Origin of the sequence: Kribbella amoyensis, assembly GCF_007828865.1 — a bacterium.
GTDB classification, from domain to species: domain Bacteria; phylum Actinomycetota; class Actinomycetes; order Propionibacteriales; family Kribbellaceae; genus Kribbella; species Kribbella amoyensis.
In genome coordinates this window covers 160,526-174,871 of the sequence record NZ_VIVK01000002.1, presented here as the reverse complement: position 1 = coordinate 174,871, position 14,346 = coordinate 160,526, and the positions used below count along the sequence as shown (strand labels likewise).

Genomic DNA, 14,346 nt, shown 5'->3' with positions numbered 1-14,346 from the left:
AGTCACCTCGTCAAGGACGATCGGCCCGCAGGCAACGCGGCGGCGACCTCGGTCCCACGGCCCGGCCGGAACGTCACGGTGCAGACACCACCCAGTTCCTCGGCGCGTTCCCGCATCGACATCAGCCCGGTGCCGGGAGTACGGGGTGGTTCGGCGGTGCCGTTGTCGGTGATGTGGAGATGCAGGTGGCTCGTGTCGTAGTCGAGGTCGACCTGGCACGTCGTCGCGTGGGCATGCCGGAGGGTGTTGGTCATCGCCTCGGTCGCGATGCGGTACGCCGCGACCTCCAGGGCGGACGGGAGCTCGTTCGCGGGAGTGGGGTTCGTGACCGTGTAGACGAGACGGCCGCCGGAGCGCGTCGTGAGCAGGTCGGCCTGATGCCGGAGGGCGGTGACCAGGCCCTCGTCGAGAGCGGGCGGGCGGAGATCGGCGACGATGCGGCGGACCTCGTCCACGCAGTCGGTGACATCGCCGCGGAGTTCGCGGAGCAGGTGGGTACCGCCGGCCGGGTCCCGGGTGACGACGCGGTCGGCGGCTTCGAGGCCGAGCGAGATCCCGGCGAGGGCGGGGCCGAGTCCGTCGTGCAGGTCCCGGCGGATCCGGTGGCGTTCCTCCTCGCGCGAGGCGACGACGCGTTCGCGGGAGCGGCGGAGTTCGCGGGTCGCCCGGACGCCGTGGGCCGCGACCCCGGCTTGCCGCGCGAACGCCTCCAGCAGGCGGCCGTCGGATCGGGCCAGCTGTTGTTCGCCCCGACGGAGCCCGACCACGAGGAGGCCGACTTCCTCGCCGGCGTGGCTCAGCGGGAAGTAGGCGACCCGGTCCGGCTGTGTCCCCGAGGTAAAGGCGGGGCTGTCCTCCCCCGCGAGCCGAACCTCGGCGTACGGGAGGTTGAGCGCGGTGCGGACGCCTTCGACGGTGGCAGGGAGTACGTCGTCGGTGTCGATGGCGGCGCTCAGCCGGTCGCCCAAGGTGGTGAGCGCGGACATCGGGTCGCGGCGCTCGCCGTACATCAGCCGGTCGACGACGCGCTGCACTCGTCGGCTCGCACCGGCCAGCAGCATGGCGGCCACTGCGGCGAGGACCGCGGGCAGGAGACCGGCGTCGGACCTGGCGCCGAGCAGTGCGGCCGCGGCGAGGTACACGCCAAGCGCGACCGCAGTGAGAGCGGCGTACACGACCGTGCGCGACAGGACGAGCTCTATGTCGAACAGGCCGTGCCGCACGACGCCGATCGTCAAGCAGGCAACGGCGATGACGTTGAGGACGAAGTCGACCACCTGCGGCACCGGGATGAACGACACCGGCCCGGCCAGAGCAACGGCGGCCACGAACCACGCGGCCTGCTGCCGTTGCCGCGTGTCCACCTGGCGCATCCGCAGCACGATCGCGATCACTGCAGCTACACCGACCACGAGTACGACCCCGAACCCGGCCGCGACGATCACCAGCTGCACGTCGTCAGGCACGGCCAGGTCGAGCGGGTTCCGGATCTGCGGGAACCCGGCGTCGTCCACGGCAGCCTGCGTCGTTCCGAACCCGACGAACGCGACCACCCCCGCTACGAGCGCAGTACGGGCGGGCCAGCGCCATCGGTACGACGGGAGCCGGCCGTCTGGGTACAGCAGGGGCACAGCGGCGACCGTCGCGAGGAACGGCGGCAACCACAGCACCGCAGCGAGCCATGCGGCCACTCCCCCGAGCGGCAGCGGGGTCGGGTCGAGCGCGATCGCGGCGTACTCCGAACAGGCGGACCCTGCTGATGCGCAGACGCCACCCGCACCCAGGACCCAGCCGAGGCGGTTCCCTGGTTGCGACGCGAGGACCAGCGCGCCGACGATCCCGAACGTGAGTCCGGCGAGCCACTGGTTCGCCCGGTTCTCCCCGATCAGGTCGGCGGCGTCCGTCACGGTGGTCAGCGCCAGCGTGAGCGAGGTGAGCGCGAGCGCGCCGGTGGCCCCGGCGACGATCACCGGGGCCAGAGGCCACTGCCGAACGGTCATCTCAAGGTCAGTGTGCGCGCACTCGCTCCCGTTGGCGCGGGGTCCGCACATATCCGGTGACGATCGCCCAGGCCAGGACCAGTCCGGCCGCCAGCGCCGCGAGGTGTCCGGCGACACCCTGCTGCAGGACGATGTCGAGGACCACGAAGGTGACCCCGAAGATCACCACGAGTCGCGGTGCGTACGGGGATCGCCACAGCGCGATGTTGATCAGCACGGTCCCGATCAGTGCGCCCCCGAGGAACATCACCAGCAGCAGTACCCCGGGTACGGTCGGTTCGCTGCTGTCGAGGATCGCGATGGCCGCGTCCTGGTGCCCGGCCCTGGTCGCGAACAGCGCGGCCAGCTCGGCCCCCTGGATCGCGGCGAGGCCGGTCATCGCCGCGGTGAGGCAGACGGCCGCGGCGGTCGCGATCCGGCGCGAGTGCCGGCGCGCGATCGTCACCGTGACGTACACCTGCCCGAGCAGGAACGGCACCGCCAGCAGCCCGGCCGCCTTCGACCACTCGATCCGGTCGGGATGCGCCACCCACCAGGCGACCCGGCTCGCGGTCGTGTCGCTGCCCGGCTCGAGCAGGAACTCCGCCACCTGCAACGCGGCGCCCACGGTCACGAGCAGCGCCGCCACCCAGCGGATCCGGCCCGTGAACACGGGGGCCGGCCGGTTGTCCCGGGTGTCTTCGACGATGACAGTCATGATGCACTCCCTGAATCGACTCCCTGTCGACAAAGAGCGTCGGCCGCCGTCGGCCCCAACCGCACGGGACCGCGGTCCCAACCCTCGATCTGGGACTCAGAACGGCGGCAGCTCGGCCAGCTTCGCGACGGTGGCCGGTGGGAAGTCGGGCCAGGAGGTCAGCGCGTCCTCGTCCAGGTTGCGCAGGTGGGAGTCGATGAAGCGCTGTGTCGTGCGCAGTGCCCGGATCGCCGTGGCGGTGTCGATCTCCCCGTTCTCCAGTGCGTCGGCGAACTCGTCCAGGTCGAGCACCTCGTACCGCAGGCTGGTGGCCGGCAGGACGAAGTCGATAGCGCGATCGTGGACGACCAGCCGGCCTGGTTCCGCTTCCTCGACGTCGACCACGTCGATGTACCAGCCGCCTCGGAGCGTGCCGCTGAACGTGTTCGGCCGGGTGATCTGCACCCCCTCGTCGGCGAGGACGAAGCACCGGTCGGTGGTCGGGAGGCCGGGGACCTGCCAGCGCGGAAGGATCGCCACGTCGTACGCGACGACGTTGTCGCCGGTTCGGACGCCACGGCACCACTGACCGGTCCGGTGGTACACGGACACTTCCTCGAGGATCACGGGGCCCAGTATCGACCTCTTCCGGACCAGCAGCCCTGGACGAGCCGGCGGCGTACCCTGGCGAGCGGGGGTGCCATGAGCACTGGCGGGGAGTCGGAGGGGCCGGTTCGGGGCGAACGCCGGTGGCCGAGTGTGGCCGCGGTCGTGGTGGCGATGGCGTTGACGCTCCTCCGGCCGAAGGAGTTGCGGATCGCCCCGGTGTGGGTGTTGCCGGCGGTCGAGATCGTGCTGCTCGCGGTACTGATGGTGCGCGACCCCGGCCGGATCGACAAGCGGTCCTCGTTCCTGCGGGGTGTGTCGATCGCGATCGTGGCGCTGCTGGTGCTGGATGCCTTGGTGGCGACGGTCCGGCTGATCGCGGCCCTGATCGAGGGCGGCGCGATGACCAACTCCCCCGAGATCCTGCTCGCGGCCGGCGGGGTGGTGTGGTTGTCGAACCTGATCTCGTTCGCCTTGCTGTACTGGGAACTCGACGCGGGCGGCGCCGCCAACCGGGCGCACCGGATGCCGCGGTACCTCGATCTCGCCTTCGTCCAGCAAATCAGTCCGGAGGTCGCCCCTCCCCACTGGCGCCCCGGCTTCGGCGACTACCTGTACCTGGCGCTGACCACGTCGACCGCGTTCAGCCCGACCGACGTGATGCCGCTGGCGTTCTGGGCCAAGCTGGCGATGGGCCTGCAGTCGCTGATCTCGCTGGCCGTCGTCGGTCTCGTCGTGGCCCGTGCCGTCAACGTGTTCTCGTGATCCGCCGGGTCGTCGCGAGCACACCGATGGCGATCGAGATCGCGACCGTCGGTACCTGGAGCAGGAAGTCGCGCAGGCTGTCGAACCCGGAGATCACGTCGCCACCGATCAGTGCGGTGAAACCCCGCAGCCCGAGCCCGCCGACGGTGAGGACGAAGAACCCGCCGACCACCAGCAACAGCCGCGGTGGCCGGTGGTTCGGGGCCGACAGCACGTTCGCGACCGCGCCGAGGGCGATCCCCGCGAGCAAGGTACCGAAGACGTCCCCGCCCAGCCTGGTCGCGCCTTGCTGGAGCAGATAGGTACCGATGACGGTCGGCAGCAACCACGGCACCATCCTCGGCTGCCCGTTGAACGCCAGCACCAGGCCGACCGTGAACGGGATCCACGCCAGCACGACCACGAGAAACGGCAACGTGGCTTCGACGGGCGTCTCGGTCAACGCCTCGTCGCGATCGGTCAGCTGGGTCGCACCGACGATGCCGACCACGAGCATGCCGAGCAAGAGGGCCGCGTACACCAGGCGGACCGCGCCCGCGCTGAGATGCCCCGCTACCAGCTCGGCCACGGACGCGGACAGGTAGTCGCCGGGGACGACGACGAACAACGCGGGCACGACCACCAGGACGACACCCGAGGTCGCCGTCATGCCGTCGAGCAACGTCGCCGCCAGGACCGTCAACGTGAACGCGGCGACGAACGGCAGTACCGGCTCGAAGCGGCGGCGTTCGAAGGACACCAGCAGGACACCCATCACGGCACCCAGCAAGGCGGTCGCGGCGACCTCGGACGCGGTGGCCACGACGCTCGGCGCGAACCCGACGGCGAACAGCATGACCCCGACGACCCGCAACCAGGCCGGCCATCTCGGCCCGCTCGCGGCGAGCTCGTCGACCCGGCGGCCCGCTTCGGCCGGTGCGAGTCCCGCCTCGATGTCGGCGACCAGCACCTTGAGCGCGGCCACCTGGTCCAGCCGGGACAGCCCCGGTGCGGCGCGAACGACGGCGACCGGCGCGGACGCGGGCGAACTCCGGTCGGCGAGCAGGATCTGCTCAGGCAGGATCAGCAGGCCGACCTCGATCCCGAACGCCCGGGCGACCCGGGTGACGTACAGCTCCAGCATCCCGACGCCTTCGGCACTCGATGCCAGCAGCAACGACGCGATCCGGACCGTCACCCCGAACGGCTCGGACGAACTCATCGGGTGCAGTGGGTCAGCTGCGCACGGCCGCGAACTGCCGGAGGAAGAGGGCCTCGGTGTGGGCGAGCCGCTCGATCTCACCGGGATCCACGCTCTCGTTCGGGGCGTGGATCAGGGCCAGCGGTTCCTCGACACCCATCATGATCACCTCGGCGTCCGGGTAGGTGTCCGCGAACACGTTGCACAACGGGATCGATCCACCCTGCCCGAGCCTGACCATCTCCCGGCCGTACGCCTCCTTCATCGCGGCCGCCATCACCCGGTACGCCGGCCCATCGGTCGCCGCCCGGAATGGCGACCCGGTCGCCTCCTCCTCCACGGTCACCCGCACACCCCAGGGAGCCACCGCGCGCAGATGGTCCTCCAGCGCCTTGGCAGCCTGTTCCGGCCCGGTCCCCGGGGGAATCCGCAGGTTCAACCGGGCCTTCGCCCGCGGCACGATCGCAGCCGTGGAACCGAGGACGGGTGGGGAGTCGATCCCCAGGATGGTGATCGCGGGACGGGCCCACAACATGTCCGACACCGTGCCGGATCCGAGCAGCTCGACCCCGTCCGGTACTCCCGCATCGGTCCGGAACGTCTCGGCGGCGTACGGTTCCCCGGGCCAGACCTGGGTGTTGTCCAGGCCGCGGATCGTCGTGTCACCCCGGGCGTCGCGCAAGGTGGCGAGCATCGCGACGAGGGCCGCGAGACCGTCCGGCGCGGGACCGCCGAACATGCCCGAGTGCAGCTCCGACGGGATCGCGTACACGGTGACGACCACGTTGACCAGGCCGCGCAGGCTGACCGTGACCGCGGGACGTCCGACAGCCGCGTTGCCGGTGTCGCAGACCAGGATCGCGTCGGCCCGCAGCAGGTCCGCGTTCTTCGGGACGAAGTCCTCCAGTCCACCGGTGCCCTGCTCCTCCGAGCCTTCCACCACCAGCTTGAGGTTCACCGGGAGATCGTTGCCCAGAGCCCGCAACGCGGTGAGGTGCATGAGGATGTTGCCCTTGCAGTCCGCCGCACCCCGCCCGTACCACCGTCCGTCGACCTCGGTCAGCTCGAACGGCGGAGTTCGCCAGGCGTCGTCGTCGAGCGGTGGCTGCACGTCGTAGTGCGCGTACAGCAGGACCGTCGGAGCGTCCGGGCCGGGGCCGGGCCGCGATCCCACCACCGCGTGACTGCCGTCCGCGGTCTCCTCCAGATGGGCGTCCGCGAATCCTTCGGCGGCGAAGGCGTCCAGCACCCACTTGGCGGCCTTCGCACACTCCTCCGGCGGGAACTGGCGAGGATCGGCGACCGACCTGATCGCGACGAGTTCGGACAGTTCGCCGTGCACCCGGCCCATCAGACCGGCCACGCTCTCTCGTAGCTCCATCGCGATCACTCGTTGATCGTGTCGTCGTACTCGAGCTGGTCGACGTACTGCTGGAACTTCGGCAGCTCGTCGGGGCAGTAGATCTTGATCACCAGCAGTTGCCCCTTGATGATCCGGCTGTCCGCGATCACCGGCCGGGCCCCGGGTCCACCGGCGCCGTTCGCGATCATGCCGTACAGGATCGCCTTGCTGAGCGCCTCGGACGGATCGGCGCACAGCGCTCCGCCGTCGTCGCCGAGGACACCGGTGATCTGCTCGACCGACGGCGTCCGCTGGATCCCGGCCTGGTGCAGGGCGCCGATCAGCTGGTTCGCCTTGTCCTCGGCCTCCCGGTTCGACTTGCCGGCGGAGTAGGTGATCAGCCCGATGATCAGCAGCACCACGAGGGCGGCCCCGATGACGATGTAGATCGTCCGGCGTTCGCGCTTGGTCGACATCTCGTTCATCGTGCTCATGCTGAACCCGCCTCCGCCTCGCCGGCCTCCACCTCGTCCTCGGGCAGCTTCCAGGACGGTTTACGGAGCCGGTAGAACAGGAACGGCACCAGCAGGCCGAGGCCGAGCGCGCCGCCCGCGACGATGATGAAGTACACGCCGCCGTTGCCCGACTCGAACTGCGAGGGCGGGATGAACCCGACCAGCAGCGCGGCCAGCGATGCCGTGAAGCCGACCCCGCAGAGACCGATCAGCATCGGCGCCTTGTAGCCCCGTGGGTGATCGGGATCCTTGCGGCGCAGCTGGACGGCCGCGACGAACATCAGCAGGTACATGATCAGGTACACCTGCGTGGTGATCACCGAGAAGATCCAGTACGCGCTGGAGACGTTGGGGATCAGCGCGTAGCCCAAGGCAATGACCGTGGTGACGATGCCCTGCGTGACCAGGATGTTCTGCTGCACGCCGTTCTTGTTGAGCCGCTGCAGGAACGGTGGCAGGTAGCCCTCCTGCCGGGAGATCAGCAGCAGGCCCTTCGACGGCCCGGCCAGCCAGGTCAGCATGCCGCCGAGCGACGCGGTGACCAGCATGATGCCGAAGATCGGCGTCAGCCACTGCGTCCCGAACTCCGCGAACACCGCGTCGAACGCCTGCATCACGCCCGCGGTCAGCGACAGCTGGTCGGCCGGGACCACCCAGCTGATCGCCAGCGCCGGCAGGATGAAGATCAGCAGCACCAGGCCCATCGCCATGAAGATCGCGCGCGGGAACTCCTTGCCCGGGTTGCGCAGTGAGCCGACGTGCACCGCGTTCATCTCCATGCCCGAGTACGACAGGAAGTTGTTGACGATCAGCACCAGGCTGGACAACCCGGCCCAGGCGGGCAGCAGGTGGTCGGCGTTCATCGGCGCGGCGGACTGGTTGCCCTGGCCGAGGAACGCGATGCCGAGAATCACCAGCACCGCACCGGGGATCAGCGTGCCGATGATCAGGCCACCGCTGGCCAGCCCGGCGACGCCCTTGGTGCCGCGCGACGACACCCAGACCCCGGTCCAGTACACGACGACGATGACGCACGCGGTGTACGGGCCGCTGGAGGCCAGCTCGGGATCGAAGACGTAGGCGAGCGTGCTCGCGACGAAGCCGAGCAGGCTCGGGTAGTAGAAGATCGTCATCGCGAACTGGCACCAGACCGCTAGGAACCCCATCGGCTTGGAGATCCCCCGCGCCACCCAGTTGTAGACGCCGCCGTCGTACCCGGAGGCCAGCTCGGCCGACACCAGCGAGGTCGGCAGCAGGAAGACGATCGCGGGGACGATGTAGAGGAAGACACAGGCCAGCCCGTACACGGCCATCGTCGGCGACGGCCGCAGACTGGCCACCGAGCTGGTCGTCATCAGGGCCAACGCGACCCACGAGATCCAGGCCCGTGCCGGGACGGCGGCCCGCTCGGCCTTCGCGACCGGCTTGTCGGCGGGGACGTCCATGGCGTTCATGGCGTCGCCCCGGTGATCGTGGCGCGGCCGTCGGTACGGTCACTCCTGGATCGTGGCCCTGCGATTGCCTCCAGCACCATCGTGGTCCCCCTTCTGAGGCCGACACAGCCGGCGACGTGATGGTCCCGCGAGCGTGGTGCCGGCCACCTCACCTGTCGAGGGTGAGATGGTCACCCGACGACACGGATCCCGTGATCGGTGGAATTGAAGCGCCGCCCGCCGTCGGCGGTGACCGTGACGATGTCCTCGATCCGGACCCCGAACCGGCCGGGCAGGTAGATGCCGGGCTCCACCGAGAAGCACATCCCGGGGACCAGCGGTTGCTCCTCCCCCTCGACCATGTACGGCGGCTCGTGCGTCGTGGTCCCGATCCCGTGCCCGGTCCGGTGGATGAAGTACTCGCCGTACCCCGCGTCGGTGATCACCGCACGCGCGGCCCGGTCGATGTCCTGGCAGGTGACCCCGGGCCGGACCGCGTCCACGCCCGCCTGCTGCGCCGCCCGCACGATGTCGTGCACCTTCTGGATCTCCGCGGTCGGCTCCCCGACCGTGACGGTCCGGGTGGTGTCGGACCCGTACCCGTCCATCAGCCCGCCGAAGTCGAGCACCACGGCATCGCCTTCCTCGATCACCCGCTCACCGGCTTCGTGGTGGGGGTTCGCGCCGTTCGGGCCGGACCCGACCACGGTGAAGTCGACCTGCTCGTGCCCGAACTGCCGCAGCAACGCGGCCAGGTCCGCGGCGACCTCGGTCTCCCGCCGGCCGGCGAACTTGGCGTTCACGATCTCGCCGTACGTCGCATCGGCCGCCGCACCCGCCGCCGCGAGCCGGGCCAGCTCGTTGTCGTCCTTGACGGCCCGCAGCATCGGCAGACACGCGCTCAACCCTTCGTACCGCGTGCCGGGCAGCGCTCGTTGCAGGCCGAGCAGGTGCAGGGCCCAGGACGAGTCGGAGATGCCGAAGCGCCCGTCGTTCCGCAGGAGTGCGCTCGCGGCGGCGTACGGATCCGAGCCGTCCGTCCAGTCCACTAGCGTCAGGCCCGTTGCGCCTTTCGCGGCCGCGGCGTCAGGGTGTTCGAGGATCGGGACGAGCAAGGTGGGTTCGCGGTCCGGGAGCAGGGCCAGCATCGTGAGGCGTTCGGTGATCGCGGTCGGCTGGTAGCCGGTCAGCCAGACCAGGTCCGGTCCGGGCCCGACGATCACCCCGGCCAGCCCGGCCTGCTCCGCGTCCCGCGTCACCCGGGCCATCCGGGCCGCGTAGTCGTCGGCGGTGAACGGGACAGGTTCGTTCGCGGTCATGGGTTCCTCCGGTCAGCGTTCGCGGCGGCTGTGGTCGGCAAGGTGTGGGAGACCGCGGCGGCGGAGGCGGCGGCGTCCTGCAGGGTTCCGCGGGCGGCCCGGTGCCGGCCCATCACCACGGCCATCAGGACCCCGACGAAGCTGAACACCGCCATCACCCAGGACGCGGTGGCCAGACCGGCCGCGAGCGCCTCCGACTCGGTGTGCCCGGACTCGGTGCGGTTCTGGATCACGCTGGCGTAGATGGTCGCGGCCAACGCGGTCGCCACGGCAGCGCCGACGTACCGGGCCATGTTCGACACTCCGGAGGCGGACCCGACCTGGTCGGCGGACACGGACGCCGTCGCCGCGGACGAGGCGGGGCCGTTCGACAGTCCCATCCCGACCGCGATCGCGACCAACGGCAGCAGGAACGGGAGGTACTGCCAGGACGGCTGGACGAATCCGATCACGGCGAACCCGGCCGCCGTGATCAGGAAGCCCAGCCCGACGACCTGCCGACCACCGAGCTTCGCCGCGAACCGCGGGACGAGTGGAGCGATCGCAACCAGGCCGGCTGTGGCCGGGAGCGTGGCGAGGCCGGCCTGGAGGGGGCTGAAGCCGAGGGCCTGCGGGTCCTGGAAGTACAGGCTGAGCAGGTACATCAGGCCGTTGATCGTGCCCGCGCCGATCAGGATCGCGATCGTGGAGCCGACCAGGATCCGGTTCCGCAGCAGGGCCAGGTCGAGCAACGGGACGGCGACCCGGCGCTCGACGGCGACGAACCCGAATCCCGAGCCGATCGCCACGACCAGACAGATCAGCGTGCCCAGCGAGACCCAGCCCCAGTCGCCGCCCTTGCTCAGGGCCAGGACCAGCGGGCTGAGTGTCGTGGCCACCAGCACGGCCCCGGCGAAGTCGATGTCCCGCGGCCGGTTCGGATCGCGCGACTCGGCCACGGTGAAGTAGGTCAGCACCACACAGACCAACCCGATCACGGCGTCGATCCAGAACAAACCCTGCCACCCGGTGACGTCGACGAGCACCCCACCGACCAACGGCCCCGCGGCGGCACCAACGGCAGCGGCCGCGCCCCACAGCGATACCGAACGCAGTTGCGCCGCACCGCTGCTCGCCACGGACAGCAGGCTGAGTCCACAGGCGAGGATCGTCGAGCCGGCGGCGCCCTGGATGGCCCGCCCCGCGATCACCATGCCGCCTGTCGTGGACAGCGCGATCAGCACACACGAGACGACGAACAGCAGCAGCCCGAGCTGGAAGACCCGCTTCCGCCCGAACACGTCCCCCAACGACCCCGCCGTCACGATCACCGCTGCCCCGACCAGCGAGTACCCGGTGACGGCCCACTGCAGGGTGTCGACCGACGTGCCGGTGTCGTCGCTGATCGCGGGCAGCAGGATGCTGACCGCGGACGTGTTCGCGTTCACCACCAGCGTCGACAAACAGGTGGCCGCGAGCACCCCACCGGTCCGGACGGTCGCCTGAGGAACGCTCATCGGATACCTCCGAACGGTGGCTGACTCGCTCCGGATGGTAGGGCGACCAACTCACCGCCAACTCACCCTTCCCGGGCGAGGGCTCACCGTCCCGGGCGAGATGGAGGGTGAATGACGCGGCCGTAAGTCAGACCGCGCGCGGGTGGTACGGGCGGTACGGGCAGGCCGGTGGAGGTGGTGACTTCTATCGTTGGAATCGGGCTGCCCGATCGACGTACCAGGGGCGACCCGGGGCGTTTCTCAGGCGGCCGCTGATCCAGAAGTGTTATCCCCTGAGAGGAATATCCCCATGCGCAAGAAGTTGGTCGGCGTCCTCGTCGCCATCACGGCCCTGCTCGGCACTTCGATCGTCGCCACCCCGGCGGCGTCGGCGGCCAAGGCACCCTGCCGGCAGAACGTCTACGGACCCGGTGGCACCGGCAACTGTGTGAAGGCCCTGCAGGGTCTCGCCAACGTCCTGTCCATCAGCAACAGCGCCCGCCGCGAGGCCGGGCCGATCTCGGTCGACAGCGTCTACGGCACCCAGACGAAGAACGCCATCTGGAAGATCCAGACCGCCGCCCGCGCCGCCAAGCACCCGGGCACCAAGGTCGACGGCTGGGTCGGCCCGCAGACCTGGGCGATCCTCTGCTACTACGGCGCCTTCTGGGGCAGCGACACCAAGGCCCGCGACACCTACCGCTGGGCCAAGTCCTACGCCTGCTGACGAGTCCTGAGTTCTCCGTCGGCTGACGGAGCCGTGGAAACCGCTGCCGGGCTGGTGGATCACACCGGCCCGGCAGTTCACGTCTCGGTCAGTCCCACCACAGGTGACCAGGCGAGCGTTCGGCGGAACCTCGATCTGCTGCAGCGGCGGCGCCCCGTTCCACCAGTCGTGCCCCGGCTCGTCCGGCGACAACTCGTCGGCCCAGGCCCGGACCTCATCCGGCGCGGCGGTGGTCACCACGTACACGTGATCGCTGAACGGCCACTCGTCCTCCGCGACCACCTCGGACACCCCGACCCACACACCGAGCACCTCAGGCCGGTCCCGGATCGCACTCAACACGGCATAGAACCGAGCGGTCCCCGGATGCTCCGGCAAATTGCACCCGATCGACCCAGGATCGTCGTTCCCGTCGAAGAACAACTCCAACGGCACCACCGGCTCCGGCCCAGCCCCCTCCTCGTACCCACCCTGCCGACCGATCTCCGCCTGCAACTCCGCCAGCATCCCAACTCCCCAGTACTCGACACGACCGAATCCTCCAGCCCGGCAAGAACAGTCCGATGATCCGCCCCACCGGGTCCACGCCGCCGATGTGATAATCCGGCCAGTCACGTTCTCACCCATCGACAGCTTTGTTGTCTAAGCCGGTTCGGCCGCCGCGAGTCGTGTATCGAATCGCACCCTTAAACAACATCAAGGGGTATGATTTAGTACATGATGTCCGTCGATCCACCTCGTGCACGCCAACGGCTGGCGACGCTGCCGCCCACTTTCACCACGGCGCAGGCACGCAGGGCCGGGCTACCGTCGCGGGATCTGGCGGCTCTGGTCAGCGACGGTGCCGCGATCGAACTCTCACGCGGGGTCTACCGGCGATCAGATGCCCCCGAGACCGCACATCTCGATCTGCTGGCTGTACACACACGGGCGTCCCACGCAGTCGTCTGCGGCGAGTCCGCACTCGCGCTCCACGATCTGATCGACGACATTCCAGCCGCCGTCCACATCGCCGTACCGCGTGGCACCCGCCGCCCGGCGATCTCCTACCCACCCATCGTCGTCGCGCAGTTCGCGACCAAGACCTTCGACCTCAACATCGAGCAGTACGAGGCTGCCCCAAGCGAGTTCGTACCGGTCTACGACGCGGCCCGGAGCGTGGTCGATGCCATGCGCCACCGCAACCGCATCGGCCAGACACTGGCCCTGGCCGCGCTCGGCCGTTATCTGCGAACCAGTGGGCCCGACGGGGTCGGGAAGCTGCAACGCATCGCGCGCGAACTACACGCCCTGACAGTGATCCGGCCGGCCGTCGAGGCGGTGCTCGCCTGATGGTCAACCCAGCCCGCGACACCACCCCCGGCCGCGTCTACAACGACTTGCGGAACTCAGCACGCCGTGACCGGCGCGCTACCGACGAGGTCATGATCGAGTACGTCCTCGAACGATTTCTCTACCGTCTGGCCGCATCTCCCGCAGGCCGAGAACACTTCGTCCTCAAAGGTGGCCTGCTCCTGGCCCAGTTCGGCGCACGCCGCACGACGCGAGACATCGACATTCTCGGACAGGCCTTCACCGGCGAGGAGACCGAGATCATCCGGCGGGTCAGGGCGATCGCCGCGACCGAGATCGACGACGGCGTCGCGTTCGATGGAGCAAACTTGAGAACAGCCCCGATTCGTGAGGACGGCCGGTACCACGGGCTCCGACTCGTGATGCCTGCCTCGATTGCCCGTGCGCAGCTCAAGCTTCAGCTAGATGTCAGCCTCGGCGATCCCATCACCCCTGAGCCCCAACTCATCGCCTATCAACAACTGTTGGAGACCGAGACATTCACTATCCTCGGCTATCCGCTCGCCACCGTCATCGCCGAAAAACTGTCCACCGCTGTCGAACTCGGTGACCTCAACACCCGCGACCGTGACTACGGCGATCTCTACCGCCTGCTACGTGCCAACGTCCTCCGCGCCGACGAAGTATCCACCGCTCTAGAAGCCACCGCGGCACACCGACGCATCACCTTGAGACCACTCAGTTCGAGCATCGTTGATCTCCCCCAGCAGCGGCAACGCTCCTACTCCGCGTGGCTACGGCGTCAAGGCCAGGCTGCCAGCGGCTACCCAACGAGCTTCGCGGACACGGTCGCGGTGGTCGCAGCTTTCGCGGACCCACTCATCAGCGGCCAGGCCCGGAGCAAGAGCTGGGATCCTGAGATCGCTCGGTGGACCTGACCGACGCGTCAGGCGCCGGACCCTTCTTCGTAGTCGGTCCTCGGTGTGCGCGACAGTGATCTGAAAGTGACGACTGT

Annotated in this window: 13 protein-coding genes; 4 read left to right on the top strand and 9 right to left on the bottom strand. The window is 69.4% G+C overall.

The features are described from left to right. Positions 1 to 2: 2 nt before the first annotated feature. The 3 genes from FB561_RS31070 to FB561_RS31060 form a co-directional block, all read right to left on the bottom strand. Positions 3 to 2,000 carry a sensor histidine kinase gene (locus FB561_RS31070; protein ID WP_145813613.1) on the bottom strand — a complete coding sequence of 666 codons (1,998 nt, stop codon included), beginning with the start codon at positions 1,998 to 2,000 and terminating at the stop codon, positions 3 to 5. A gap of 7 nt (positions 2,001 to 2,007) precedes the next feature. Beyond that, positions 2,008 to 2,697 carry a hypothetical protein gene (locus FB561_RS31065; RefSeq protein WP_145813612.1) on the bottom strand — a complete coding sequence of 230 codons (690 nt, stop codon included), beginning with the start codon at positions 2,695 to 2,697 and terminating at the stop codon, positions 2,008 to 2,010. 96 nt (positions 2,698 to 2,793) lie between these two features. Continuing rightward, a complete protein-coding gene (locus FB561_RS31060) occupies positions 2,794 to 3,303 on the bottom strand; it encodes a DUF402 domain-containing protein (RefSeq protein ID WP_145813611.1) in 510 nt (169 codons plus the stop codon). 75 nt (positions 3,304 to 3,378) lie between these two features. Here FB561_RS31060 and FB561_RS31055 point away from each other — a divergent pair, with 75 nt between their 5' ends. After that, on the top strand, positions 3,379 to 4,047 hold the full coding sequence (locus FB561_RS31055) for a DUF1345 domain-containing protein (protein ID WP_145813610.1): 669 nt from the start codon (positions 3,379 to 3,381) through the stop codon (positions 4,045 to 4,047). Here FB561_RS31055 and FB561_RS31050 read toward each other — a convergent pair. The 6 genes from FB561_RS31050 to FB561_RS31025 form a co-directional block, all read right to left on the bottom strand. Then, complete coding sequence (locus FB561_RS31050) at positions 4,031 to 5,248, bottom strand: threonine/serine exporter family protein (RefSeq protein WP_145813609.1); 1,218 nt, start codon at positions 5,246 to 5,248, stop codon at positions 4,031 to 4,033. The two genes, FB561_RS31055 and FB561_RS31050, sit on opposite strands and share 17 nt — an antisense overlap. A gap of 13 nt (positions 5,249 to 5,261) precedes the next feature. Continuing rightward, positions 5,262 to 6,608 carry a dipeptidase gene (locus tag FB561_RS31045; protein WP_145813608.1) on the bottom strand — a complete coding sequence of 449 codons (1,347 nt, stop codon included), beginning with the start codon at positions 6,606 to 6,608 and terminating at the stop codon, positions 5,262 to 5,264. A gap of 5 nt (positions 6,609 to 6,613) precedes the next feature. Continuing rightward, the gene (locus tag FB561_RS31040; RefSeq protein ID WP_145813607.1) at positions 6,614 to 7,063 is read right to left on the bottom strand and encodes a hypothetical protein; all 450 of its coding nucleotides are present in this window, start codon (positions 7,061 to 7,063) and stop codon (positions 6,614 to 6,616) included. Continuing rightward, a complete protein-coding gene (gene gadC / locus FB561_RS31035) occupies positions 7,060 to 8,538 on the bottom strand; it encodes a glutamate/gamma-aminobutyrate antiporter GadC (RefSeq protein ID WP_145813606.1) in 1,479 nt (492 codons plus the stop codon). The genes FB561_RS31040 and gadC overlap by 4 nt, the downstream gene beginning before the upstream one ends. Positions 8,539 to 8,708: 170 nt before the next feature. Beyond that, on the bottom strand, positions 8,709 to 9,836 hold the full coding sequence (locus tag FB561_RS31030) for an aminopeptidase P family protein (protein WP_145813605.1): 1,128 nt from the start codon (positions 9,834 to 9,836) through the stop codon (positions 8,709 to 8,711). Beyond that, complete coding sequence (locus FB561_RS31025) at positions 9,833 to 11,332, bottom strand: MFS transporter (protein ID WP_145813604.1); 1,500 nt, start codon at positions 11,330 to 11,332, stop codon at positions 9,833 to 9,835. The genes FB561_RS31030 and FB561_RS31025 overlap by 4 nt, the downstream gene beginning before the upstream one ends. Positions 11,333 to 11,621: 289 nt before the next feature. Between FB561_RS31025 and FB561_RS31020 the strand changes: the two genes are divergently transcribed. The 3 genes from FB561_RS31020 to FB561_RS31010 all read left to right on the top strand — a co-directional run bounded on the left by FB561_RS31020 (position 11,622) and on the right by FB561_RS31010 (position 14,269). Then, positions 11,622 to 12,038, top strand: coding sequence for a peptidoglycan-binding domain-containing protein (locus tag FB561_RS31020; RefSeq protein ID WP_145813603.1), 417 nt, complete (start codon positions 11,622 to 11,624; stop codon positions 12,036 to 12,038). Positions 12,039 to 12,755: 717 nt separating this feature from the next. Further along, positions 12,756 to 13,370, top strand: coding sequence for a type IV toxin-antitoxin system AbiEi family antitoxin domain-containing protein (locus FB561_RS31015; protein WP_145813602.1), 615 nt, complete (start codon positions 12,756 to 12,758; stop codon positions 13,368 to 13,370). A gap of 92 nt (positions 13,371 to 13,462) precedes the next feature. Then, positions 13,463 to 14,269 (top strand): nucleotidyl transferase AbiEii/AbiGii toxin family protein, encoded by an 807-nt coding sequence (locus FB561_RS31010; protein ID WP_202880955.1) that lies wholly within the window; start codon positions 13,463 to 13,465, stop codon positions 14,267 to 14,269. The last annotated feature ends 77 nt before the right edge of the window (positions 14,270 to 14,346 follow it).